Annotated in this window: 18 protein-coding genes and 1 pseudogene; 8 read left to right on the forward strand and 11 right to left on the reverse strand. The window is 65.0% G+C overall.

The genetic code is table 11. The features are described 5' to 3' along the window. Positions 1–2 precede the first annotated feature (2 nt). Positions 3–380, reverse strand: coding sequence for a hypothetical protein (locus FZN60_RS14240; RefSeq protein ID WP_158874166.1), 378 nt, complete (start codon positions 378–380; stop codon positions 3–5). A 230-nt stretch (positions 381–610) separates the two neighbouring features. On the opposite strand from FZN60_RS14240, the pseudogene FZN60_RS14245 reads away from it, so the two are divergent. From FZN60_RS14245 to FZN60_RS14275, 7 genes and pseudogenes are all read left to right on the forward strand, one after another. After that, positions 611–1081 (forward strand): annotated as a pseudogene (locus tag FZN60_RS14245) (alkaline phosphatase PhoX); the annotation flags it as partial. Between the two features lie 1320 nt (positions 1082–2401). Next, positions 2402–3655 (forward strand): tyrosine-type recombinase/integrase, encoded by a 1254-nt coding sequence (locus FZN60_RS14250; protein ID WP_158874167.1) that lies wholly within the window; start codon positions 2402–2404, stop codon positions 3653–3655. Between the two features lie 136 nt (positions 3656–3791). Then, positions 3792–5513 (forward strand): site-specific integrase, encoded by a 1722-nt coding sequence (locus FZN60_RS14255; protein ID WP_158874168.1) that lies wholly within the window; start codon positions 3792–3794, stop codon positions 5511–5513. Between the two features lie 3 nt (positions 5514–5516). Further along, positions 5517–7472 carry a hypothetical protein gene (locus FZN60_RS14260; protein WP_158874169.1) on the forward strand — a complete coding sequence of 652 codons (1956 nt, stop codon included), beginning with the start codon at positions 5517–5519 and terminating at the stop codon, positions 7470–7472. A 3-nt stretch (positions 7473–7475) separates the two neighbouring features. Then, positions 7476–7928 (forward strand): hypothetical protein, encoded by a 453-nt coding sequence (locus FZN60_RS14265; RefSeq protein ID WP_158874170.1) that lies wholly within the window; start codon positions 7476–7478, stop codon positions 7926–7928. A 439-nt stretch (positions 7929–8367) separates the two neighbouring features. After that, on the forward strand, positions 8368–9294 hold the full coding sequence (locus FZN60_RS14270; protein ID WP_158874171.1) for an AAA family ATPase: 927 nt from the start codon (positions 8368–8370) through the stop codon (positions 9292–9294). Positions 9295–9306: 12 nt separating this feature from the next. After that, positions 9307–11658, forward strand: coding sequence for a S8 family peptidase (locus tag FZN60_RS14275; protein ID WP_158874172.1), 2352 nt, complete (start codon positions 9307–9309; stop codon positions 11656–11658). A 147-nt stretch (positions 11659–11805) separates the two neighbouring features. On the opposite strand, the gene FZN60_RS14280 is transcribed toward FZN60_RS14275, so the two are convergent. The 3 genes from FZN60_RS14280 to FZN60_RS14290 form a co-directional block, all read right to left on the reverse strand. Next, positions 11806–12159 carry a hypothetical protein gene (locus tag FZN60_RS14280; protein WP_158874173.1) on the reverse strand — a complete coding sequence of 118 codons (354 nt, stop codon included), beginning with the start codon at positions 12157–12159 and terminating at the stop codon, positions 11806–11808. A 10-nt stretch (positions 12160–12169) separates the two neighbouring features. Continuing rightward, a complete protein-coding gene (locus FZN60_RS14285; RefSeq protein WP_158874174.1) occupies positions 12170–13723 on the reverse strand; it encodes an AAA family ATPase in 1554 nt (517 codons plus the stop codon). A gap of 163 nt (positions 13724–13886) precedes the next feature. Then, the gene (locus tag FZN60_RS14290; protein WP_158874175.1) at positions 13887–14558 is read right to left on the reverse strand and encodes a hypothetical protein; all 672 of its coding nucleotides are present in this window, start codon (positions 14556–14558) and stop codon (positions 13887–13889) included. Positions 14559–14833: 275 nt separating this feature from the next. Between FZN60_RS14290 and FZN60_RS14295 the strand changes: the two genes are divergently transcribed. Next, complete coding sequence (locus tag FZN60_RS14295) at positions 14834–15184, forward strand: helix-turn-helix transcriptional regulator (protein WP_158874176.1); 351 nt, start codon at positions 14834–14836, stop codon at positions 15182–15184. Positions 15185–15578: 394 nt separating this feature from the next. Here FZN60_RS14295 and FZN60_RS14300 read toward each other — a convergent pair whose 3' ends face one another. From FZN60_RS14300 to FZN60_RS14330, 7 genes are all read right to left on the reverse strand, one after another. Then, positions 15579–16847 (reverse strand): molybdopterin molybdotransferase MoeA, encoded by a 1269-nt coding sequence (locus FZN60_RS14300; RefSeq protein WP_158874177.1) that lies wholly within the window; start codon positions 16845–16847, stop codon positions 15579–15581. A gap of 139 nt (positions 16848–16986) precedes the next feature. Further along, positions 16987–17391: a c-type cytochrome gene (locus FZN60_RS14305; RefSeq protein WP_158874178.1), complete on the reverse strand. Its 405-nt coding sequence runs from the start codon at positions 17389–17391 to the stop codon at positions 16987–16989. A gap of 47 nt (positions 17392–17438) precedes the next feature. Continuing rightward, a complete protein-coding gene (locus tag FZN60_RS14310) occupies positions 17439–20018 on the reverse strand; it encodes an arsenate reductase (azurin) large subunit (protein ID WP_158874179.1) in 2580 nt (859 codons plus the stop codon). 13 nt (positions 20019–20031) lie between these two features. Then, positions 20032–20568, reverse strand: coding sequence for an arsenate reductase (azurin) small subunit (locus tag FZN60_RS14315; protein ID WP_158874180.1), 537 nt, complete (start codon positions 20566–20568; stop codon positions 20032–20034). A gap of 149 nt (positions 20569–20717) precedes the next feature. Beyond that, a complete protein-coding gene (locus tag FZN60_RS14320; RefSeq protein WP_369413043.1) occupies positions 20718–22025 on the reverse strand; it encodes a sigma-54-dependent transcriptional regulator in 1308 nt (435 codons plus the stop codon). A gap of 19 nt (positions 22026–22044) precedes the next feature. Then, complete coding sequence (locus FZN60_RS14325; protein ID WP_158874181.1) at positions 22045–23475, reverse strand: sensor histidine kinase; 1431 nt, start codon at positions 23473–23475, stop codon at positions 22045–22047. A 17-nt stretch (positions 23476–23492) separates the two neighbouring features. Beyond that, on the reverse strand, positions 23493–24374 hold the full coding sequence (locus FZN60_RS14330) for a substrate-binding domain-containing protein (RefSeq protein WP_158874182.1): 882 nt from the start codon (positions 24372–24374) through the stop codon (positions 23493–23495). Positions 24375–24561: the final 187 nt, after the last annotated feature.

Genomic DNA, 24561 nt, shown 5'->3' on the forward strand with positions numbered 1-24561 from the left:
GATCAGTTGACGCTGGCGGCGGGCGGGTTCTCGACCGACTCCGCGGTCGCCGAAACCGTCACGGTGTCGCCGCTGGCGCTCGCGCCGAGCAGCGGCAGCGTCGCCTCGCCGCCACCCTCGCGCGCGATCGTCAGGGTGCCGCCGTCGGACGTGTCCGACGACTTGGCGACGGAGGTGACCATTCCGAGCGTTTGACCGCCGGCGCCGATCACGGTCTTCCCGATCCAGCTTTCGACGTCCTCCCGGCCGACGCCCGAATCCTGCGCTTCCTGCGTTTCGGTGGCGCCCGGCGTCGCGGGAGCGGTCTGGGCGGCCGCCGGCACGGCGGCGAGCGCCGACAGAAGCAGGGTCGCGGCGAGGAGGCTTCTCGAATTCTGCATGGGGATCGGTTCTCCGATGGTTGAGGTGGGACGACCCTTTGCCAAGCTCCGCCGGCGCGGCACGTTCCCTCGTCATGGAACTTTCATCGAAGCGTCACGGATCGCGACGGCGCCGAGCCTGTTGAGCGATTGACGCGAAGGTTTGACCCGCTCCTGTCATCCAACTGTGATCTCGCCCGGTTAGGGCGCGCCTTGGAACGGCTCCAATAAAGCTTCCGAGGAAGATCCCGATGACCGAACACCAGCGCCCCCGTGCCTTCGCCACCAGCCGCCTCGAAGAGGCCGACGGCGAGGGCCTGAACCCGACCACGAACCGCACGATGGGCGAGATCATCGCGAGCCGCTTCTCGCGCCGCGACTTCCTGCGCGGCTCGCTCGCCGCCACCGCCATCGCCGCGACGGTGAGCCCGGCCGCGCTGATGCTGGCTGACGAGGCGAAAGCGCAGGGCACCGGCGGCTCGCGCTTCGCCTTCAAGGAGGTCGAGGCCGGCGTCGACCAGACGCACCACGTCGCCGAAGGCTACGACGCCGATGTCCTGCTGCGCTGGGGCGACCCGCTCTTCTCCGATTCGCCGAAGTTCGACCCGACCGCCCAGACGCCCGAGGCGCAGGCTCGCCAGTTCGGCTACAACAACGACTATGTCGGCTTCATCCCGCTGGAGGAGGGCTCCTCCACGCACGGCCTCCTGGTGGTGAACCACGTTATCTTACATTAGCGATGTGTCCGCACGACCGTAGGGGCTATGGAAGAGGAGGGGCGGCGCACTCCCCAAAGTGCCGTAGCCGCCCCTCCTCTTCCATAGGTCCGGATCCAGTTAGCTCTTGAACCCGACCGCCAGGGCGGGCTTGTAGCGGTCCCGCACACGCATGCGTCGATGAAGGCTACGCGCAGTCCAATGAAGCGCGTGAGCGCGTGCCAGCTTTGAGATCCGTCGAAAGCGCATGTGGTCCGATCGCGTGGGCCGAGGATGGACGCCACGCCACGCCTTCCGAATGCCGGGCGGGCCAAGATCGCACCGCTTCCACTGCCTGATACCGGCCCGCCTATGAACCGACCCTTTGGGCAGTTCATGCCGTGCCGGAGGACGCCCAAGCGCCGCGCGGGCTGCCGCGACGCGGCCGTGGCCAGATGGGTCATCACAAACGCGCGGCGGTATGAGAAGTCCATACCGATGGACGGTCGCCCTCGTGTCGGCCACCGGGCAGCCCCTATCGCCACCCTTTCGGCGCGGCATTCGGGAACGCCATGCGAACTCCGACGGGAACAAGGTCGACCAAGCCCGGGACCCGCTCCCGCGGGCAGCGACATCCATGTTGTCGGATCAGCTTCGGTCCATCGTTCCGTCCTTGATCACGGAGCCGGTTCCGGCACTTCCAACTGACGGCACCAGCCCGTCAGGCAAGCCTTGCCGAGGTCTCGTGCCGGGGGTTTGACCGCGCCCCAACCCTCATTCCATCGAAGGCTTTCGTTCCACTTACGGGCGGCCAACCACGTTGCCCACCGAGTGACTAACACCCTAAAATTGAAAACTGCGAGGTGGTTCAACGTCCACCTTGAAGATGAACGAATCCTTGAAGGTGAGCAAAATTCCATGAACGAATCCTAAAAATTCCGAGAGATGAGAGTATCGAGTCCTACGGCCGTGACATGAGTCCTGTAACGAGTCCTTAGATGCGTGATCCTATGTGGTGAAAGATCATTAGAGCGAATCCTTGCGCTTGGACAAATGAGAAATCAGCCGCATGCAATCACCCGTTTGTGGAATATATGTTGCGAAGTGCTAATGTATGACTGATTATATTTTGAGATTGACGGGGGAGGCAGGATGATTGTTGGGTAGGGTTTCCTCAAATCTCCACCAAAGGTCTGCCTCGTCGCAAGTCGCGGAGCTTCCGCATGCCAGCAGAGGTTCGCCTCCAGGTTCGCATGCGTCATCGGTGCCGGGCCGCATCCTGCGCACGGCCTGCGACCAGGTGCTCGGTGACTGGCTTGAAGCGGCCCGACGGATCGGGACGGTTGGATGGGATACTACATCGCTACGGCCGGACCCCTAGCGCGGGATGGGGTGGAATGCTCCGTCCAGGAGTGGACGCGCATCTCGGCGTGCGCCCTTCCGAAGGGCTTTCGATATCTCGTCTCGAACGCGGAAGAGATCGTCGAGCCCGTCCTCCTCTTCCTGTATCGCAGGTGCATTCAGTCGAGCAAGGTGAAGTCGGTAGGCAATTCTCAGAAGGCGTTTTCCGATGATCTGTATGAACTGTTCAGCTATCTTGAAGTCGTCGATCTTCGATGGGATGCTGTCGACATACATGACCTTATACAGTATCGAGAAACACTTCAGACGTCGTTGTCACCAAAGACCGGGAAGAAGTACCGTCGATCGACGATAGCTAGGCGCATGCGAACTATACAGCGCTTCTACAAGTGGGCGCATCGGAACGGATATTGTGATGACATAGGCAAGGCGGATGACGACGATCTTGTCCATCGTATTGGCGACGCATCAAGGGATGCGGGAAGCGGCGACGATCTCATTCCGAAGGACGACGGGTCGGATAGCGTCGACGCAATCGGCGCCGATGACCTGACAAAGATATTGAGGCTACTCGGCCCCCTCCCAAAGGACCGCGGTGCTGGCGAGACTTCAGTCTACCGACTTGGCGCCACCGTGGCGGTGGGAACGGGCATGCGGATCGATGAGGTCATGCAATTAACCCTGTTGGACATACAGAACGTCCAGCCAGCGTCATCGCAAGCTGCCGTGTCCCTGGTCATAACCAAAACAAAGGGTGGGCGGGCGCGTCGAGTGTTCATTCCCAATCCGATCTACGAGGACCTGCTGGCCTACATCAACGGTGAGCGGAAGGAATGCGTGGCCGATCCCAGTCCAACCTATCCCCTGTTCGTCAACAGGGCGGACGCGCACCGCAATCCCGGCAGACCCATGACGACGCACACGATGTGGCGCAACTTCCATGCTGCGGTCATCAAGGCGGGCCTGTCCTACCAAGAACCAGTCGTGCGAGACGACAAGCTCAAGCTCGAGACGAGAGCCAGGCACAGTTTTCACGATCTGCGCCATACCTACGCGGTGGTGATGTATCAGCAACTGGTCAAGAGAGGCAAGAGTGCGCCTTGGCTCGTTCTGGCGAGGCTTCTGGGACACAAGTACGTAGAAACGACCGTCAGAATATACCTGAGAAGTGTCGATACGATCGAGGCAGAGCTTACCGACTTCGTCAATCAATACATCAGGGTATTGCGAGATGCCTAGGCGCAAGATGGATCGGTCGAGCCTTGCTTCAGCCGCGCGGCGGGCAACGAGCGCCCCGGGGAATGTCGTACCTCTGCGCGACAACCAAGGCGGCAGAGGGGGAGTCGCATTCGAGAGGCATCCGTCGGGGGGGCTGGTGAGCCTATCGCTGGTGATGCCGTTCGATGGCGATCCGACGGTCAAGCCGATCAAGGCCCCGCAGCGATGGCTGCAATCGCAGCAGCTCGCCGTGCCCTTCGCGGAAGCCGTCTACATCGCCATGAGCAAGAACGGCTCGGAAACCTTCCGGCGCGGCTTCACCAACGTTCTGAAGTTTTTCGACTTCCTGCATAAGGAAGGTTCGTCGCAAATCGATTTGTGCGATATATCCACGGAAATGCTGAACGGGTACGCATTGTACCTAGCGGAGGTTTTTGACTCACCCAATACGCGGCGGCAGTATTTTGGCGCCTTGAGATCGGTGATCAACACGCTGCGGAAGACCCCGGCTTACGCCGGGATGCTGTCCCCGCAACTGCGGGTCCCGAAGAATCCCTGGAAAGGAAGCGATAAGGCTGGCAAGTCCAGGCCGGGCGTTCCGATCGCCGAACTCGTGAAGATCGAGAGAGCCTGTCTCAAGGAGATCGGCGAAGCTCTCGCCAAGTTCGAAACAGGCCGAAGGCTTGTCCGCGAACACAGACAGGCGACGTCGAGCATGCCGGAAGCGTCCATGACGCTGGCGGCAACGCTCTCGACGGTGGTCGTCCAAATGCACGGCTATCTTCCCGACATGCAATCCGCGGACGACTTGAGTGCCGAGTTCGGTCAGGGCGTGCGAGAGGCGGGTGGGGTCGAGGCAGTCTGGTCCTACCTTCATCTGACGGCGAGGAGCCTCATACCCTTCATCGTGCTGTTCTGCATCCGCACCGCCTTCAATGCGATGTCGTGCGTCGGCGCCAGCAAGGATTGCGTGAGAGAAAGTCCAATCCTCATCGGAGACCTGGATGTTTCGGGATCCGACAGGCGCCATCGCGTCCGCGTCAAGAAGAACCGCGCGCGCTTTCTGCAAAACCGCACATACCCAGCCTCAGACAGAAGCATCGACAATCCTGTCGTATTGGTGAGGCTAGTACGCAAGCATACCAAGTCGATACGTCGGTTCGTAGTGCCCCATCACGTCGACAGGCTCTTCATCTATCCGTCCACGTTATCACATGCCGTACAAGGCTACAACCTCCGTGGTGGGTCAAATTTCCAGAACAATCTGGGATACTTCATCGCCGAAAACAATCTCGTAAAATTCTCCTTGGCCAATATACGCCCGACGATCGACGAGATCGTCGACATCCTGACGGATGGCGACCTGCTCGCAAAACAAGCGGTTCTCAATCACCAGCACCATTCCACGACCGATGCCCACTACACGTCCGACGCTTCCAGGGAGCGGAGACGGGAGCGTCTCGGCGAGTACCAGAACCAGCGCCAGCGATGGGTCGCCACCGGAGGGAAATCCGACCCGCGGCGGTCGGAGATGGGCGGCACGAGACGCGCCGCGACTGGCGGGTGGGAATGTGGCGACCCCTATGACTCCCCGATCATCGGCGAGTTGCCCGGGCGCCTCTGCCAAGCCTGGGGGTGTTGCCCGACCTGCTGGATGGCGGGCGTGAACCCGAACGACTCCTACGGCCTGGCGCGGATCATACAGTTGGAGGCGTCGATCGAGCTTGCGAAGCCGAGCATCAGCTCCGCGCGATGGCTTGGTCACTGGCTCCCCGTTCTGACCGCCATACGCACGATCTGGCTGCCGTTGTTCGTCGACGAGGCGGTCTGGCGCGAGGCGCAGACAATCCGCCTGCAACCGTTGGACATCGTGGAGTGAGCGATGAAGGCGAAACTGCATCTGAAGTCCAATGCCGAGCTTCTTAATCAATCAGTGAGCAAATACTCACTATGGTATGACCATCTGTGGATATTCGATAATCCAACGGCGGGTCAGAGGCTCGCTGACAGCACGATCAACTGGAAAGTCTATCTTCCCGATCAATCCTACCTGACAGATCCGAAGTGGGCGAACCTTCTTGATGCATTCAGGCGTCTCATCTGGTCGCTCTACACGTCTCCGCTAAACGGTGTCCGATACAAGCCGGGCATGGCGAGCGATTTCAGCAGGCAGGTCACCTACTTCGCATGCTGGATGGTCTACAATGGCTATCACAGCTTCTCGGAATTGGATTCCACAGCCTTCGATGAGTATGTCGAAAGCGTATACGAGGACAAAGCCGCAGATCCAGACAATCCTCCGACAGCAACGCTGCTCATGAAGTATCTCAGATTGCCGCCGCTCATGTGGGTGCAATCATCGGAGTTGAAGCTGGCAGGTACAGAGCCTCCGCCGGAAGAGCCATACGAGGGACTGTCGGCATTCGCCGTCGCTAAGGGGCTGGCCGAGGATCGACGCGGACAACACGCCCCGATCGAGGATGAGCTCTACATCAAGATCATGTCGGCGGCCCTGTCCGTCATCGAAGACATAGACGACATCGCCGCGTGCATCGATCTGCTCATCGACATGTCGGAGGGGCGTGCGCCGGACTCGCGTCACAAGCAGATGAAGATGATCGAGGCGTTCCTTCGCGAGGTGAGCGTCCGGTACCCCCGCGCATTGCCGTACGTCATGGCGCACCCAATCTGGCCAACATGGGGCGCGACCGCCCTCGTGCGCGAGGCCGCGTCGATCTTGATCCTAGGCGGCGTCGGCCTTCGCACCACGGAACTCTGCGGATTGGTCGCAAGCCCCGATCCCGCTGGCCTTCCGGCATGCGTGTCGATCCGACCGTCCATATCGGGTCTGGACGAGATCTTCCTCATACGTGGCAGGGTCTACAAGGGCGAGCAGGGGTGGGCCGATCATGAATGGGTCGCAGGAACCCGGCCTGTGGGAACGGACCAGCTTCCACCGCCGATCAAGGCCGTCTTCGCTCTCGAGAGACTGTTCCGGCGGTTCAGGACGTCCGAGAACATGCAGCGCTTGGTCCTTTACAGCGATCGCCCGCAAGGCTGGCTCAAGGGGGACGAGGTCCTGATACCTTCCACGACCGAATTCGTGCGACGGGCCCAGAGGGCATTCGTGCAGGATCATGTCGGCGTTCCGGATTGCGACATCAGTCCGAGCCAATGGCGAAAGTCCTTCGCCCAATTCGTCGTCCGCACGGACAGCCGAAGCCCACCCAGCCTTCGCGACCACTTCCGCCATGTCAGCTTGGCCATCACGGAGCTCGGCTATGGCCAAGCCGACCCGGACTACAAGCAGGTTATGGAAGATGCGGCCGTCCAGAACTCCATCGACTTCCTCGGTGCCATGGTCACGGAGCGGAACGTCGCTGTCGGACCCATGGTCGACATAGTCCGCGCCTCGGCTGATCGCATCGGCATGCGGCTTGGCAACAGGGACGGCGGCGACCGGCGCAACGACATTGAGGAGATCGTGCTGGGAAGCGAGATCCGGGTTCACAAGCTCAACTTCGGCGGACAGCCTGCGGGAAACTGCGTGTTCCGGCCGGGTGTGGGACGATGCACGGAAGGATGCCTCGCGAAGTGGGTCATGCCGGCTCCACTCTGGTCGGCCGCGAGGGCGGATGTCTGCTGGGACTGCGAGAACCTTGTTCTTTCCCCCGAGCACGGGGTGTTCTGGCAAGCTCGATGGTCACGCCATCACAAGGCCCTTAAAGCTGCGGTCGCATCGGACGATGCATGCGTCGCGAGCTTGGCGCGCACGAGAATGGCTCAATGCGCTGTCATGCTTGCGCGCCTCGGCCTGCCATTACCTGAGGAGGATTGAGAAATGTCCGACGCACCGGATGCGCTTGACCTTGAATTCCGCTCGGCGATCGATCGGATCCTGAACAGGCACCCGAGACATGCCGATCTCTTGCAAAAAATCAAGGAAGGCAAGGAACTGCGTTTGAACCCCGTCAACATCGCCAAGGAAGCGGGACGCAGTCGGAGCGCGCTTTACGAACGCAAGGAGGTGATGGAGTACCTGAAGACGATCGTCACGGCGCCTCGGAACGAGTTAAAGGCGCAGATCGTGTCGTTGAAGGAGGCCAACAGACGATTGACGGAAGAGCGTCAGAGGGCCCTGAACACCGCCGCGGCCGTGATCATTCGCATGCGGAAGCTCGAGGAGAAGCTACCAAACGCAGCTAGGCGGGCGAAACGTGAGGCTGAACGGCCCAACCAGAACGAGGTCGCGGGCACCGTCGTACCGTTCGCGCCCCCGGGCAAGGAGGCGTGATCGTCATTACATTGGGCTGGATGCATAATCACCCGTTCATCACCTTCCTGCCGGGACATGAAGGCCGACATGGTGCAGGAGACCGCCATCTCGAGACAAGGCAAGCGCGCGGATCCTCCCGGCAACCGACCAGGCAAAATTCTCGGTTGCCGCCGTCATCCACGAATATGAAGGAGCCCTCACGACGCTCTCTGACAACCGAGACCCGGCCACCAGGGTCCCGGGCGCAGGCAAGGGGCTGCTGGCCAGCGGACGACTTCGGCCCGAACCCGACATGAACGACAAGCTCGTACACGGCACAGGGCTGTCGTGGAGGCACGAGCCATCGTCGAGCCGCGGACCACCGACTCATCCAGGCTGTTGGTAAGAGCACCCCGTTGAGCCGCCTTAGTTGAGCGTCACCGAGGCATGCTGTAGGTTCGCCGCACAAAGGGCGAACATGACGCGTTCAGAGTCAAAACCATCTGCCAGGACGGAGCAGGCAACTGCGTTCGCGCCGGTTAAGCGCTCCAGGACGCGCTTGGCGGGCGGGGCCGATCCCTTGCCTCGCCAGGCATTCGCGGGAGGCACGTCGCCGGGGTGGGCCAACGAGTTCCTGGAGGTGGTCGAGCCTCGACGCGACGCCAGGGAACTGATCCTCTCAACCGAGGTGTCACTTACCCTCCACGACATCGCTGACGAGTACAGGCATGGGGACACCATCCGCAGCCATGCCCTTCCCCTGCGAACGCGCCTTCTGTTCTGCGGACCGCCCGGTTGCGGGAAGTCTCTGACCGCGGAGGTGCTCGCGAGAGAAATCGGGCTCCCTCTCCTCGCCGCCAAGCTCGACACTCTGATCGGTTCGATGCTGGGAGAGACGGCATCAAACCTGAGGCGCATATTCGATGCTGCCGAACGTCAACCGTCGGTCCTGTTCCTCGATGAATTCGACGCCCTCGCGAGGACGCGTTCGGACCCGACCGAGCACAGCGAGATGCGGCGGGTGGTGAACAACCTCCTGCTCATGATCGAGCGCTTCAAGGGGCGTGGATTCATCGTTGCGGCGACGAACCTTGAGTCCACCATCGATCCCGCGATCATCCGCCGCTTCGACGAGGTGGTCCTCTTCGGAAAGCCCAACGCGTCTGAGATCCGACGGCTGATCAAGTTCAAGACCCGCAACTTCGGGGTGCAGCTAGACATCGCGGAAGCGGCTGGCCACTTGGTCGGGCGCAGCCACGCGGACGTCGAGAGGCTCTGCTTCGCGGCGATGCGGCGCGCGATCATGGCCAAGCGTTCGACGATCACGCTGGACGATCTCAAGTACGCCAGCAAGTCGGATCGGCGACGCAAGGACATCCAGGACAAGCTGGGCAGCGCCACCTGACGGAGTATCGAGTTGGCTCGTCGTCCTCATCTGCCGCTCCGTCGTCTCGAAGGGGAGCTCAATAGGAGGAAGCATGGTCATGGTGGCGGTTCCGGACGCGATCATTCCGTACACGGACGGGAACTCGTCGCCCAGCTCGAGGAAATCGTCGGGAGAACGGCCGCGCAGGCCGCGGAGGCGGACGGCACCGTTCGGGATCCGACCATCCTCCTTCGGATCAGGACCGATGGACCTCTCTCCGACGAAGCCCTCGACGCCAACGACCTGAAGGTGCTGGAGCAGCGCGGCGACGACGCGATCATCGTGCTGTCCACCGACCCGCGGCTCGGCAAGCTCCAGACGAAGGCGAGCCAGTACGCGGGACCCATTCCGGAGAGGCAGAAGGGGCCCCGGCACGCGAACTTCTTCGAGGCGGTCGACGCCTTCGACGAACTCGATCCGGTCGACCGCATAGGAGGTGCGCTCGTGCAGGACGGGATCGTCACGCCCGGCGACATCGTCGACAGCGACCAGTTCCTCCTTGACGTGGAGCTCTGGGACATAGACGAGGAGCTCACGCGCGAACTGCATCTCGACCGCGTTGAGCGCAAGGTTCGGGAGTTCGGCGGAGAGCTTCTCAGCCGCTATAGGGGCGCTGGCATGTTCGTCATGCGGGTGCGCGTGTCGGGCGCTGGCTTGCGCGAACTGCTGGCAATGAGGGAAATCGCATGGATTGATTTGCCCCCGATGTCCGACTTCGCCCCGGATGCCGGGGCCGACCTGGTCGTTGACCAGCTTCCACGGATCGAGGGGCCGCCGGGGGACTCGATCTGCATCGGCATCATCGACTCCGGCATCAACGCCGCCCATCCGATGCTCGCCGGCGTCGTCGCGGGAGCCTTCGGGGTTCCGGAGCGCCTGGGAAGCGACGACGAGAAGCGCCATGGAACCGCGGTGGCGGCCCTGGCGAGCTATGGGTCCGTTTCGGGACAGATCCGGCAGGATCGCCTGACCCCGCGCTTCAGGATCGCCAGTGCCAAGGTCGTGGACGCACGTGGCCACTTCGTCGACGAGCACACCGTTCCCGAGATCATGGAGAATGCCATACGCCGGCTCCACGGGGAGTTCGGGTGCCGTGTCATGAACATCTCCCTGGCTGACATCAACCGGACCGTCGGCGGCCGCCCTTCGCATTGGGCGATGACACTCGACAACCTGATCCGCGAGCTCGGCATTATAGTCACCGTGTCGGCGGGGAACATCGTCGATGTCAGCAACCGCATCCGAGACGAGGGAGCGGGCATCTATCCGGGCTACCTGCTCGAGGCGGGACACAGGCTCTACGAGCCGGCGAGTTCGATCAGTTCTCTGGTGGTGGGGTCGCTTGCTCACTCCAACGGCCTCATGGACAGCGATGAGGAGGATGCCGACGTCGTGGTCCTGGCCGAGGCGGGCCACCCATCCCCGTTCAGCCGATCGGGACCCGGCTTCAACGATTGCATCAAACCCGATTTGGCCGAGTACGGTGGAACCGCCGTTTGGCTGGGCTACGCCTCGACGCTCTCGGCCGACCGTCCGAGTTGCGGGGTGCTGACCCTCAACCCTGATTACCTGCGCGGTTTGATGGAATACCGTCACGGGACATCCTTCGCGGCCCCGGTCGCGGCTTTCAAAGCCGCTGTCCTGCTCGAGGAGTTTCCCCAGCGGAGCGGCAACTTCATCCGGGCCTTGCTGGGCTTGAGCACCGATCACCCACCGGAACTGCTCGCCCGGGTCACCTCGGAGAAGGGTCGGGAACATTACCGACATGCGGGCTACGGCGTCGCCGACGTGGACCTGGCTCTCTCTTCGGAGGATGGCCGCGTGGTCATGGCCATCGAGGACGACCTTGAGGTCGACAAGTTCGCGGTCTACGAGGTTCCGATCCCGACCGACTTCCAGACGACGAGCGGCAAGCGTCACATCAAGGTGTCGTTGGCCTTCGATCCTCCCGTCAGGAGCAGTCGGAAGGACTACTTCGGGATCACCATGGGATATGTCCTGGTCCGCGGGAAATCGGCGGAAGAGGTGTTCGATCGCTTCCGCAAATGGACCAAGGACGAGAAGGAAGCGGCGGGCGGGGCATTGAAATTCGAAGGCAACTCCTGGAAGTGCGAAATTCATCCTATCGCTACCATGCGGGAGGCGGGCTCCCTCCAAGTCGGGACGTTCAAGGCGCAACAGGACATTTCAGACTATGGGGATCGGTACTACCTGGTCGTGCGATGCGAAGGGCGCTGGGCGGCCAAGTTGGTTCGGAGGCAGACTTTTGCCGTTGCGGTCGAGCTCTGGCACGAAGCCGACCTACCGATCTACCAGCAGGTGGCCCTGGTCCTGAACGCCTGATCGGATGTGCGCCGATCCGTCATGCATCCGGGCGACGGCCTTGAGGCACGAGTTCTGAACGCTGCCACGCCCGTCCATCGTCTCGGGGGCGATGCGTGTGGAGAGGGGATGCCGACGGGGAGCAGGCCCTCCCTGGACGTCCTGGGATCAGATGCTCGCACAGGCGTCGCACCGCACCCTCCAGGCGCCATCCTTGCGCAGCCGCCCGCCCAGGCCGCAAAGGTCACAAACCCGCTCCGACGTCGCTTCCGCCCAGTCCACGATGTCGTCGATACAGTCGCTCCCGTTGTGCGTCATCCTCAAGAGGCCCCACTTCTCCTTGACGTCGTTCCAGCCGAAGAAGGAGCGCTCCTCGTCATGGAGCGCAGCGTCGACGCGCCTGAACACCTCGGCGAGGAGGAGCGACCACCCGTTGCCGACCGCGAAGTGGAAGGCGCCGTGCGGAAACTGATCCACGAACTCGAGGTTCAGTCGCGTCCGCCAATCCTTGCCATCGTCCATCGTCAGCTCCTCAGTGGTGGTGACCTTCGAGCCAGCGAAGCTTGACGAGTTCCTCGACGTAGCGCCTCAGGTCGCGAAGGCTCCCCTCGGCTCCGAAGGCGTCGGTGAGCGCCCCAAGCTCCTCTCCGTCGAAGGGTGGCTCCATGCCGGGTTCGAGATCGAGTTCGGCGAGGAGATCGCGCCGGATGCGGTCGGCGAGCGCGGGCACGTGCTCGGCCCTGGGCCGGGGCACCTTCAGAACGCGCAGTCTGCTCCGGAGCGGGCCGGGAAGCCCCTGCGTCGAGTTGGCGGTGAAGAGCCAGATGATGCGCGAGGCGTCGATCTCGGCGTCGAGGAAAAGATCGCGCCACTTGGTCGACGACAGCGGCTCAAGCAGGGACAGGAGCGGATCGTGCACCGAGCCCGCCGATGATCGGCCTGCCTTTTCCAGCTCGTCGATCAGGATGCCGGGATTGGCGATCCTGTGCTGCGTGAACAGGCGGAGCGGCACCGACGGATATGCGCTCGACCAGCGCCGCGGCGATCCCGTCAGCCCATGGTCCGACGTCGTTCCCGCGTCGATGGCGGCGAAGGGTACGCCGAGCGCGTCGAGGAGGTCGCGGCAGAGGCGGCTCTTGCCCGCCCCCGGCGGGCCGACGAGAATGGTGGGCCGGATTGCGACGGGCCGATCCTCGACGAGGTCGCCAAGGATCCGATCGATCGCGAATGCTGCATGCGGGTGAGCGGCGAGAAGGTTTCGGCGAACATCGGCGAGGGTGTTCGCATGGATCAGCGGCAGCGCCTTGCCGACGATGCCCTCGATGCCCCACTGCTTCCGATCGTCCCGGCTGAGCGCCGCGCTCGGCACGACGACGCGTCCGGATGAGTCCTGCCCAAGATCGGGTTCCTCGGTCGATCGCGTATCCTTGAAGTGTCGCTTGGCGACGGCCTCGGCGAGCCCGTTGCCTTCCTCGAAACCTTCCTGGCGGCCGAGCTCGCGAGCGCTGGTGCTCGCGGCCGCCCAGAGAGCTGCCGTGGCATCGATGCCGATGGCCTTTGGGTCCGTGGCCGCCCTAACTGTCCCGCTGCGGCCCTCGCTCACCATCCCGTGCGCGAGGGCGCCCCAGCCGACCGCGTGCCCCACCATGGTTTCGGCATCGGTGAGTGCCTGCGCTGCGAGGCGGCGCTCCTCCTCGTCGAGCGCGCGCCCGCGAAAGGCATCGTGACGCGCCATCATCTGGTGGACCTCGGCGGCGCAGCGGGTCGAGACCTCGAGCTGGGCCGGGCGGTACCCGGCGCCCGCGAGGTGGAACAGCATCGTCCAACTGAGGTGCTCGTCGGCGTCGCGGACGAGTTCCGCGAGGGGCATGTCGACCAAGTGATCCTGGCCAGCCTCCATGGCGCCCAAGACGCTGTCGACGAGCATGCGGGTGTGCTCGTCCACGAGGTTCTCGCGCGCTTCCTTCAGGTACACCTCGAAGCTGGCGCGCCCGCAACGGGCCAGCTCGTGGATCGGATGACGTGCGCCGAGGCGTGTCCGCTCTTCCTTGCCGATCGTCCGGTCTGCATCGTCGTCGGCGATCATGGGAGGTCATGCCCTTCCTGCCTTCGGTCCGCCAGCGTCGTGGCTGGACCCGGCTCGTCGGATACGTGAGGTGGGTGGGACCTGGAGCCATCGCGGTGCCCGCATCCGGCTTGGCCTCGAGCTCAGGAGCCGACGCCGATGGCAGCGCCCTTCCAGCGCATTCTCAGTCAACCTCGCGGGAGAGCCGGAAGACCTGGGTCCTGAACTCATCGGCGAAGGCGTCTATCCTGTCGCGGGTCGAGGCCATCTCGCTGACGGGATAGGGTGGCTTTCGGAACGGTCCCATCCGAACGGCCGAGAGGGCGCTCCACGCCATCGCCTGCCAGACGAGGTCGGTCCCGTCGCCCTCTCGGTGCCACTCCTGCACGTAGGCCATCAGCGCAGCCTCTGCGGCGACGATCTGGGTGGCCTCCACGTCGCCAAGGAACGCGGCGTAGATCACGCACCGTAGGCGGGTGGTACCGTTCGGGTCGGAGGTCTCGTCGAAGTGGCAAGATCCGAGCGCGTCGAGGATGGCGGCGTCGGCCGAGGCGTCGCCTAGCTTGAGCCCTCGGGTGGTCGCCCCCAGCCTATGCAAGGAATCGAGGGCTTCCCGATCGAGCCTGTCGAGGGCGAGCGCCGCGACGAAGGCGCGTATGTCCGCTGCCATGTCTCCGCCCATGAATGGGTATCCGCGCAAGAGTTGGTCCGCGGTTGGCAGATATGAGCCTTCGGCCGCCTCGACACGACGCCGGAGGTCCGCCTCGCGTGCCAGTTCGCGCTCCTGCCGCGCCGCTTCCATGCTGGCCATCGCGCCTCCGAGGCGCCGGCCATCGTCCCGTCGTGTCGTCGTCATGTCCATGGCTCCGCGGGGGCCGGGCGGCAGTCGCGCCGTTCGATCCCAGGATTTCGTCCGACCCCGTCGCATTCGGCGTCACGGTGTCCCTGCGCTCGGCGAGGGGATCCGGAGGAGGCCGCGGGGCCGCGGCCTCCCGAATCACTCGCCTGTCTCTACGAGCCAACTTCAAACATCCCCTGTCAAAAAGATCAATCCTTAGACCGTGAATGGACTCGTAAGTCACTTTTTCTCATATTGTTGACAAGCCGTGGGCGGCGGTGATCCTGCCCCGGATGCCTGCCGATCCCAACATTCTCAGGGCTGCGAGGGTCCTGCTCGGCCTGTCCCAGGACGAGCTCGCCGAGGCGGCCAGGATCAGCAAGCGTAGTCTGGCCCGCCTGGAGGCTGGAGAGTTCGATCCCCTGTTGTCGACCATAGAGACGGTGAAGCTGGCCCTTGAGGAGCGGGGAGTTGTGTTCCTGGGACCCACGGAGAGTTCCGGCCCGGGATTGCGGGTTTCCGGCACCATCTCCTTCGGGTGGGAGGACGCACGCGCGCAGGTGGCGAGAAGGCGGGAGAGACGAGGGGCGTCAGCGAAGGCGTCCGCTGCGGTGACCGACGACGCGGCGGGGGACGCCGATTGAGCCGCTTGACCGCGGTCGCGATGTCCGCTTGCGCACGGGAGGGGAGTGGCTGTCAACACCTAGGCGAGGTGCGGTCGAGAACGAACCTACCATCCTTGGATCGCTTCAGTTCCCGAGGGCCTCGGCAGGCAACTGAGGTAGGTGGGTAGGGCCGGAACGAGGGGCGCAGCCGCAGGTGCCGTAAACAGTCCGGCAGGATCGCCGGGTCTGCCGACTGGAACTCGGCCGGCATGGCGATGCGGCGCGCATCTGTGAGGTAGCTCGAGAGGATGTGCACCGACCGTATCCGGCCGGCGAAGCCCACCATTCCCAGGAACGGTGCCGAGCGCACGGGGCGCCTTGCGCTCCCCGGCGAGACGCTTTCCGGTACGCCAACGGTTCCAGGGAGGATCCCTCAGGCGAACACCCGCACGGTTGCCATCGGGACGAACTCGACCATGTCGCCTTTCGCCACACCTTGGACCCCGGGCGGCACGACACAGAACCCGTCGGACCGCGTCAGCGGCAGGAGCCTCGCGGAGCCGCCCCGTCCGAGCGTGTCCACGACCGGACGACCGAAGGCATCCATTCCCACCACGGCCGCCGGAGCGTACTCGAACCGACCGGGCGACGCGTTCCGATCGAACCCGGCGACGGCGTAGAGGGGATGCCGCACGATCGGCGTTGCCCCGGCGAGCCGCGCGACGAGGTGCCTGCCCACGAGCAGGAAGCCGACGAGGGCGGCGAGCGGGTTGCCGGGAAGACCGAGAATGACGGCCTTGCCCAGCCGACCGAAGGCCAAGGGCTTGCCGGGCTTGATGCCCATCTTCAGGGGGCGCAGGCTGCCGCCGGACGCCTCCACCGACCGGCGCACGAAGTCCTGCTCCCCGACCGACACACCACCGGACGTGATCACCAGGTCGCTGGTTACCGCCGCTTCTGCGATCGCGGACGCGGTTGAGGAGGGCTCGTCGGGGACGATCCCCCCGTCCACGAGATCCACGCCGGGATGGCGAAGGAGCTCGAGCAGCATGACGCGGTTGGAGTCGTAGATCGCGCCTTCCGAAAGGTTCTCGCCGAGCGCGCGCAGCTCGGTGCCGGTCGAGATGACCGTCACGCGCACCCGCCTCGCGACCTTCCCCTCCACGATGCCGGAGGCGGCGAGCAGGGCGAGATGGCGGGCGTCGACCAGCGTCCCCTCCCTGAGCAGGATCTCGTCGGGCGCGACGTCCTCCCCCGCCAGCCGCACGTTGTCGCCGGCACGCACCTCCCGACGGGGAAAGACCGCGCCGTCGCGGAGGTCGACATGCTCCTGCATGACGACGGCGTCGCAGCCCAGCGGAAAAGCTGCCCCCGTGAAGATGCGCACTGCCTCTCCCGCCGCGATTTCGCCGCGCATGGGCCTCCCCGCCACCACGGTGCCGACGATCCTGAAGCCGCCCCAGGACCGACCCGAAGCCGGCAGCGCGAGGGCGTAGCCGTCCATGGCGGAGTGATCGAAGGGCGGAAGGGCGCGCGGGGCACGGATGGGGGTCGACACGACGCGTCCGGCCATCTCGGCCAGCCGCAGGGTTTCGGTGCCGGCCACCGGAGCGACGTCCTCCAGGACGAGAGCCAGGGCCTCCTGTGGGGTGAGCCCCCCGCTGATGAAACAGGGGTCGACGGTCGCGGCTCCATCCTTCATGGGCTTTACCATTCCTTCCATGCCGTGGACGCCCCATTGTCCGCGCACGAGGCCCGCCCGAGCCAATGGGTCGGGCGGGCTGCGTCACGGATGCGGACGGGATCCCCCCATGAGGCGGGCCGACAGCGTGCAGCGAGAGTCAGGGGGCCTTCGTTCCGTCGAGCAGGAAGGTCCGCAGGTAGGCGATGACGTCGGCCCGCTCCTCCGGCTTCTTCAAGCCGGGGAACGCCATCTTGGTGCCCGGCGCGACGGCCCTCGGGTTCTCGAGGAAGGACGACAGCGTCGCCGCGTCCCAGACCTTCCCCGCTGCCTGCCCGTCCATCAGGACCTTCGAGTAGGCGTAACCCTCGTAGTGTGCCCACTTGCCGTCGACGACGCCGTTGAGGGGCGGTCCGACCCGTGGCTTCGCTCCCTCGCCGACGGCGTGGCATGCGGAGCACCTCTTGAATACGACCTCGCCCGTCGAGGCGTTCCCCTCCTGGGCAAGGGCGGGCGCGGCCGCGGCGAGGGCGAGGACGAGGCTTGCGATGGCTGTGCGGGGCATGTGGGTCCTGATGCTGTGGGAAATCCCGAGCGGAAGGTACGCGAGCCTCAGCCCGCGTACTCCTTGGGCTTGAAGGAGAGGTGGCGGACCGTCTCGGGCGCGTCCGAGATCTTCCGGATGTCGCCCCACGTCTGCTTGTAGTTGGGGATGACGAACTCGTTCACGGCACCCGAGACGACGTTGCCCTGCACCCCCGTCGGGAAGCCGAAGAGCATGAAGACCTGTCCCGGCCTGGCGCTCGGGGTGGGATAGGCCATTGCCTGCGTCGAGCCGTTGTCGTTGAAGATCTCGACGAGGTCACCCTCCTTCACGGACAGCCTCGACATGTCCTCGGGGTTCATCTCGACGAAGGGGTAGGGCCAACGGTCCATGACGAACGCGTTGCCGACGTCGAGGTAGGCGGACTGCCAGACCATGTTCGCGCGGCCGTTGTTGATCAGGAACGGGAACTTGTCCTTCTCAGCCTGCTTGCCCGCCGCCTGGAGGCCCCGCCACGGAGCGTCGAGGAAGTGGGCCTTCCCGTCCTCGGTCGAGAACTTGCCGTCGGCATAGAGGCGTTTCGTGCCGACGATCCTCCCGTCGGCGACGCCGGTCGCCGGCTCCTGAAAGCCGTTCGTGCCCATGGCGCGCAACAGCTCGTAGGTGACGTGCTCGCCGCCCTCGGCATGGGCGTGGTAGCCGTCCATGAAGGCGTCCTCTTCCGTCTTCCAGTCGAAGCCCTCGAACTTGGCCGCCGCCGCCGCTTCGCCTGTCTCGGTCAAGATCCTTTGGAGGTGGTTCGCGATGCGCGCCGCGATCAACGCGTCGGGCATGGCTTCCCCGGGCGGGTCCATGTAGCGCTCGGTGATGCGCATGCGGCGCTCGCCGTTCATCGAGGTGAGGTTCATCTCACCGGACGTCGCCGCCGGAAGGATGACGTGACAGGCCTCGCCGATCTGCGTCGGCACGATGTCGACGTCGACCGCGAAGAGGCCGCCGTCGGCAATGGCCGCGGCGATGGCTTCCACCATCGCGGCCCGGTCGCCGTAGGGCACGCGGTTCATGGCGTCCTTGACCTTGTCGGTCCGGCGCTTGTAGGCCGCCTTGAACTCCATGGCGTTCAGGGTCGTCTTGTAGTTGTCGCAACCCCAGATGTGGTGCACGCCGCCCTTGCCCTCGATGAGCAGCTTGTCGACGTAGGCCGCCGGGCGCCCGACGTGGCTCGCGTCAGGGCGCACGTATCCTTCCTGATGTCCGCCCAGGCGCACGCACCCGCCGCCCTCGCGCCCGACGTTGCCCGTGGCCAGCGCGAGGTTCGCGATGGCCCCATTGGTCCGGTAGTTGTCGTTGCCCCAGATGAGGCCCTTCTCGTAGGCAAACATGGTCCGGCGCCTGCCCCCGCCGTCTTTCGGCTGCGCGATCCATTCCGCCGCCTTGACGATGTCGGCCTCGGACAGTCCGGTGATCGACGCGGTCTCGGCGAGAGTCATACGGTTGGCCGCAAGGGCGCCGGCGAAGTCGGTGAGGCGGCCTGCCTGGACGCGCTCGACCTCCGGGCGCCCCGGGAGGAGCGTCTGGTCGGCGTCCCCACCGTCCGCCGCCGGAGCCGGAGCCGGAGCCGGAGCCGCTGCCGGGGCGGCGGTGCTCGCGTCGATGAAGGCCCTGTCGATCCAGCCCTTGTCGGCGATGTAGGTGAGGAGGCCGTTCAACAGCGCCAAGTCGGTGCCGGAGTTGAGCGCGAGGTGCAGGACGTTGTCCTTACCGACCTCCGCCTCGCAGGCGTTGATGCTGACGGTCCGGCGGGGATCGACGAAGATGATGCGTCCGGGCGCATGCGCCTCGTCCGGCATCTGCTCCTGCTTCTTCGGCAGGGATTCGCCGCGCAGGTTCGGAATCCAGTGGTTGAGGAAGTAGTTGGTCTGCGCCTCAAGCGGGTTCGCGCCCATGCAGAAGATGGTATCGGCGAGTTCGGCGTCCTCGTAACAGTTGTTCAGCTCGCCGACGCCCATGTCGCGCGTTGCGTGAACCTCCGAGTTGTAGGCCGGACGGTTGTGGATGCGGATGTTCCGCACCTTCATGGCGCCGAAGTAGAGCTTGCCCGTGCCCCAGGTGTTCTCGTAGCCGCCGCCCGCGCCTCCATGATCGAAGGCCGAGACAAACAGGCCGTCCTCGCCCTGGTCCTTGATAACGCGCGCGGTGACGCGTGCCACCAGGTCGAGGGCGTCGTCCCAGCTCGTCGGCTGATACTGCCCATAGCGCCACACCATCGGGTTCGTCAGGCGGCGGAGCTGGGTCGAACGGGCGCGGCTGTAGCTCATCTCGGCCATGCGCCCGCCCCGGGGAGAAGCCAGGCCGGAGTTCACCACGCAATCGTGGTCCGGCTTGATGACGAGGTGCACCGGACGACCGTCCTGCTCGACGATGTTGTACATCGACGGGGAGTACCAAGCAGGGGTCTGCGCGTACTGCTGCTCGGAGAGGTCCACCCCGAACGCGTTCTCCCCGGGCGCCGTCCCGCCTTGGCGATTCACGTCCCACGTGTACGCCTTGTAGCCGCATCCGACGATGCAGTAGTGGCAGACCGTCGTGTGGACCTTCGCGTCGGCGGGAATGATGGGCAGGCGGTCGATCTGTCGCTTGTAGGCCATGGTGTGTCCTCCCTCAGAGCACGTTCGAGAGGCGGCCGTAGAGGAGCTCGTCGAGTCCTTCGGCGTAGATGTCACCTTTCTCGTCGACGCGCAGCGTGTACTGCGGCAGGTTCTGTGTTGCCTGCCCCCATGTCTCCTGCCCCCCCTTCTCGATGTCGAAGACCGAGTAATGGCCGGGACAGTTGAAGGTTCGGCGTTCGGGGTTGTAGCTCAAGGGGAAGCCCTGGTGCGGGCAGACCGTCGTGAAACCGACGACGTCGCCATCGGGTCCGGCCCCGCCTGGTACCGCCTTCCCGAGCTTCAGAAGTACGCCCGGTGCGTTCTCGTCGGGATAGGCGACGTCGAGCGGCTCGTTGGCGGTGAGGTCGGCGATGTTGGCCAAGCGATTGGAGGGATAGGTCACCCGCGCGAGGCCGACGGGGGCAGGGGTGGGCTGCGCGCCTGCTGCGGTCGGCATGGCAACCGATGCCGCCGCTCCGGCGGCGGCCACGACCCCACCCCTCAGGAACTGCCGCCGACCGATGTCGACCTGCTTCGTGCATCTTTGCATGGGACCCTCCCGTTTCCTATTTGGAAGGATTCCAGCAAGCGGCGTGCCATCATTGCCCTTGCCTGCCTTCTCAAGGATCGCCGGGTCTCGAGCGGGAGGGGCGTCAGGGATGCCGAACGGGCGGGTGTTAGCGTCCGGAATTCCGAACGTCAGTCACTGGTGCCGGAGTCCTTGATCCCGAGCCTGCGCATCTTCTCCCAGAGCGTCGTCCGGGACACTCCCAGCCGGCGGGCCGCCTCGGCGACCTGGCCCTTGGTGGACCGCAGGCCGCGTTCGATCTCCCGGCGCTCCGCCTCGTCACGGACCTGCGACAGCGTCATGACGTCCGCATCGCCGCCGCCGCTGGCCGTCGCTCGCTCCGGGAACAGGTCGCGCGCGGAGATCCACTCGCCGTCGGCGAGCGCGATCGCGCGTTCGATCCTGTTGCGCAGTTCCCGTACGTTGCCGGGCCATGGATGCCTCGCCGCCATCTCCTTCGCGTGGCGAGAAATCCCCAGCAGCCCCGTCTCGGAGCGCTCGTTCAGGTCCTCGAACAGTCGGTCCGCCAGCCACCCCACGTCGGCCGAACGCTCGCGCAGTGGCGGCACGTCGACGGTCACGACGTTTATCCGGTAGAGCAGATCCTCGCGGAACGTGCCCGCACGCACCGCCGCCGCGAGGTCGCGGTTCGTGGCGGCGACGACCCTGCCGGCGAACTCGACAGGCTGCTCTCCGCCTACCCTGTGAAAGGTGCGCTCTCCAAGAAGCCGCAGCATCTTCGCCTGCAAGTGCAACGGCATCTCGCCAATCTCGTCGAGGAACAGGATTCCTTCCCTCGCCCGCTCGGCATGTCCCAGATGGCGCGTCGCGGCGCCCGAGAAGGATCCGCGCTCGTGCCCGAACAACTCGCTTTCGAGCAGTTCGGCCGGGATCGCGGCGCAATTGACGGCGACGAACGGTGCCGAGGCGGCCTTGGACGCGTGCTGGAGGAAGCGGGCGCAGACTTCCTTTCCCACTCCCGTCTCACCGGTCAGCAGGACGGGGAAGCGCCTGTCAGCGACCCGTCGAAGGAGCAGCTCGACGCCGACCATTGCCTCGGAGACGCCAAGGGCGCCGGTCGGCACCTCCGGGGCTCGCCGCGCGACGGCGTTGATGCGGCTGACGAGATGGCCGATCTCGAATGGCTTGGTCAGGTAGTCGGCGCCGCCCTGCCGCATCAGGCGTACCGCCTGCTCGATGTCGGAATGGGCGGTGATGAAGATGAAGGGGGCCGACAGCGTCGAGGCGGTCCGGTTGAACACGTCCTCGCCCGTCACGTCCGGGAGGCGGATGTCGCAGAGGACGACGTCGGGGCGGGTGGCTGCCATGCCGAGGATGGCGGCGCCGCCGTCGTGCCACCAATCCACCGTGTGGCCCTCGAGTGTCAGGCGTTGCACCAGGGCCTCGCCCATGATGGGATCGTCCTCGACGAGGGACACCCGCCTTGCTCCGACCATCTCAGGCGGCGTCGGCATGCTTGACCTCCTCCGCGACGGGTATGGCGAGCTCCACCCTCGATCCCCCGAGCGGGCTGCTCGAAACCGTTATGGACGCCGAGAAGTCCTTGGCGAGCCGCCTCACCACCCAGAGGCCGAGGCCCCTCCCTGATGGGGGTGGCATGGCCTTGCCATCGCCGCGTGTGAGGTAGTCGACCGCCTCGTCGGGCATGCCCGGCCCGCTGTCGTCGACGCGCGCCACGACCATGCCGTCCTCTCGGCGCACGTTGACGGCGACGGTCGAGCCCGCCGGGGACGCTGCGCAAGCGTTCAGGAGCAGGTTGAGGAGGGCTTGCCGGACGGGAGAGGCCGGGACGCCGACGGGACCGGGCAGCTCGTTGTCGCAGACCAAGCGCAGGGATCGCCTGTCGAGTTCGGGAGCGAGAAGCACCGCGAGGTCGGAGACGTCGCATCCGGTGAGCGGACGATGGCTCTCGTCGACCTTGTAGGTGAGGACCGTGGTGCGGACGACGTCGCGGATGCCCAGGAGGCCGCGCTCGACGAGATCGACGGACCTTTCGCGGACGGCCGGGTCGGCACCGTGCCGCTTCAAGGTGTCGACCGCCGTCAGCAGGCCGCCGAGCGGGTTGTTGATCTCGTGGGCGAGCCCGGAAGCGAGTCGGCCGACGGTCGCCATCCGCTCCTCGGCGGCAAGGCGGGAGGCAAGGTCGCGCTTCTCGCGGACCTCGTCGACCAGGCGGTTAAACGAGCGGAACAGGCGCCGGGCCTCGCCCCTGCTCCTTCGCACGACCCCGTCCGGTACGGGATCGATGCCCTCGAGGGCCGACAGGGTGAGGTGATGCGTCAGGATTCGGACCGGGGAAACCATGTATCTGACTGCAAGGTAGCCTCCTCCCGCCAGGAGCAGGGTGATGACACCGTTCGTGGCGACAAGGGTGAGGAGGACGGTTTGGCGCTCGCGGACGGAATGCGTAGTATCGAGAACGGCATAGACCGTCCCGACCGTCCGGTCCTGGCTCCTCAACTCACGTCTCAGGAAGGCCCGGGACTCCGCATGCGACGGTCCCGCCCACTCGTCCGCCGGAAACGAGTCCCTGAAGTCGGGATCGAGCCTGGAGCGCGTCGGATGCGCATCGGGATCGGATGCTGCCACCACGTTTCCGGCCGCGTCCGTCACAACGGTCGCGATCGGGGTAAGGCCGACATGGAGCGACCTGGAGCGGTCGATGATGTCGAAGACCTCCCAGACGTCGTCGCGGATCAAGGCGGGAATGAGGGGGAAGGACAGCCCGTCGATGTAGGTCTCCCCAAGTTGCCGGAGGTGGCGGTCCTGCGTCTGCGTCAAGCGGTCCATGACGCGCTCCGACAGGACGGCCCCCACCAGCATCATCAGCGCAGCGACGATCAGGGGGATCCGAACCGAAAGCCGCATGTGCCGGATCCCGGCGATCACGACCTCGCGTCCACCAGGTCGACCTCTGCGGCGATCGAGTCGTAGAGTGCGGGCGGCTCGGCGACGAAGCCGTCGATGCGCAGCATGTCCAGCACGCTCCTCCCCGCGTTGCCGGAAGCCATGGCGAGAAGCGCAGACCTTATCCTGTCCGCCCGGGGCGAAGCGGCATCACCCGCGGCGCAGACGATGGGAGGGAAGCCCTGCCAATCGGAGGCCCGGATGACGCGGGTCTGGATGGTCATCTCCGGTTCGATCTCCCGGAGCACCTCCCACACGTAGCCGTCGACGCTGCCGGATTGCGCGAGCCCCGCCGCGACGGCCCGGACGACGTTGCGATGACCGTAGGTGTAGAAACTGCTCCGAAAGAACTCTCCGATCCCCATTCCGCTTCCGGCAAGTAGGGCCGCCGTCGCAAGGTAACCCGAATTCGAGTCCGGATCGGAAAAGGCGTGGATGTCACCTCGCGTCCCGTGCCAGTCGGCGACAGTCCGGTCGGACCGGACGATGAGGTACGATCGATACAGTGGGCGGCCCCGCCACAATGGCACCCCGAGGAGGTGCAGCGCTTCGCGATGCCGTACATACGGGAAGCCGCAGATCCAGGCTGCGTCCAACTGCCGTGCCAGCACGAGGGCCGTCACCTCCTGGTAGGTGCGGCGCATCACGAGCTGGACGTCCGAGCCCGTGGATTCCTTGAGATACGTGCGCAATCCGTCGAGGAGGGCGAGGTCTGAGTTGAGGAACACCGGGGTCAGCCCGACCGTCAGGGGAGTTCCGGCCTTCAAGTCGGTCGGGCAAGCCAATGCGGCCAATCCAGTGCCGAGCGCGCCGATGACTTCCCGCCGGGTGTGACCAGTCCGAGAAACGTGCGGGAGCATGGGTTGCGAGCCTCCCAGACGCCTGACCTATCGCTTCCCAAGGATGGGATTTCGGCTTGCAAACGTCAACACCGACTTCGGCCATCGCCCGCCCAGCCTTCACGAGGGTGGCATGGATGGTGCGTACGGGGTCAGGGCCGCATCCCTGCGGCCGCAAGCCATCCGTACCCGAAGATACTTCCGTGCC

It is taken from the genome of Antarcticirhabdus aurantiaca (assembly GCF_009765365.1).
GTDB classification, from domain to species: Bacteria; Pseudomonadota; Alphaproteobacteria; order Rhizobiales; family Rhizobiaceae; genus Antarcticirhabdus; species Antarcticirhabdus aurantiaca.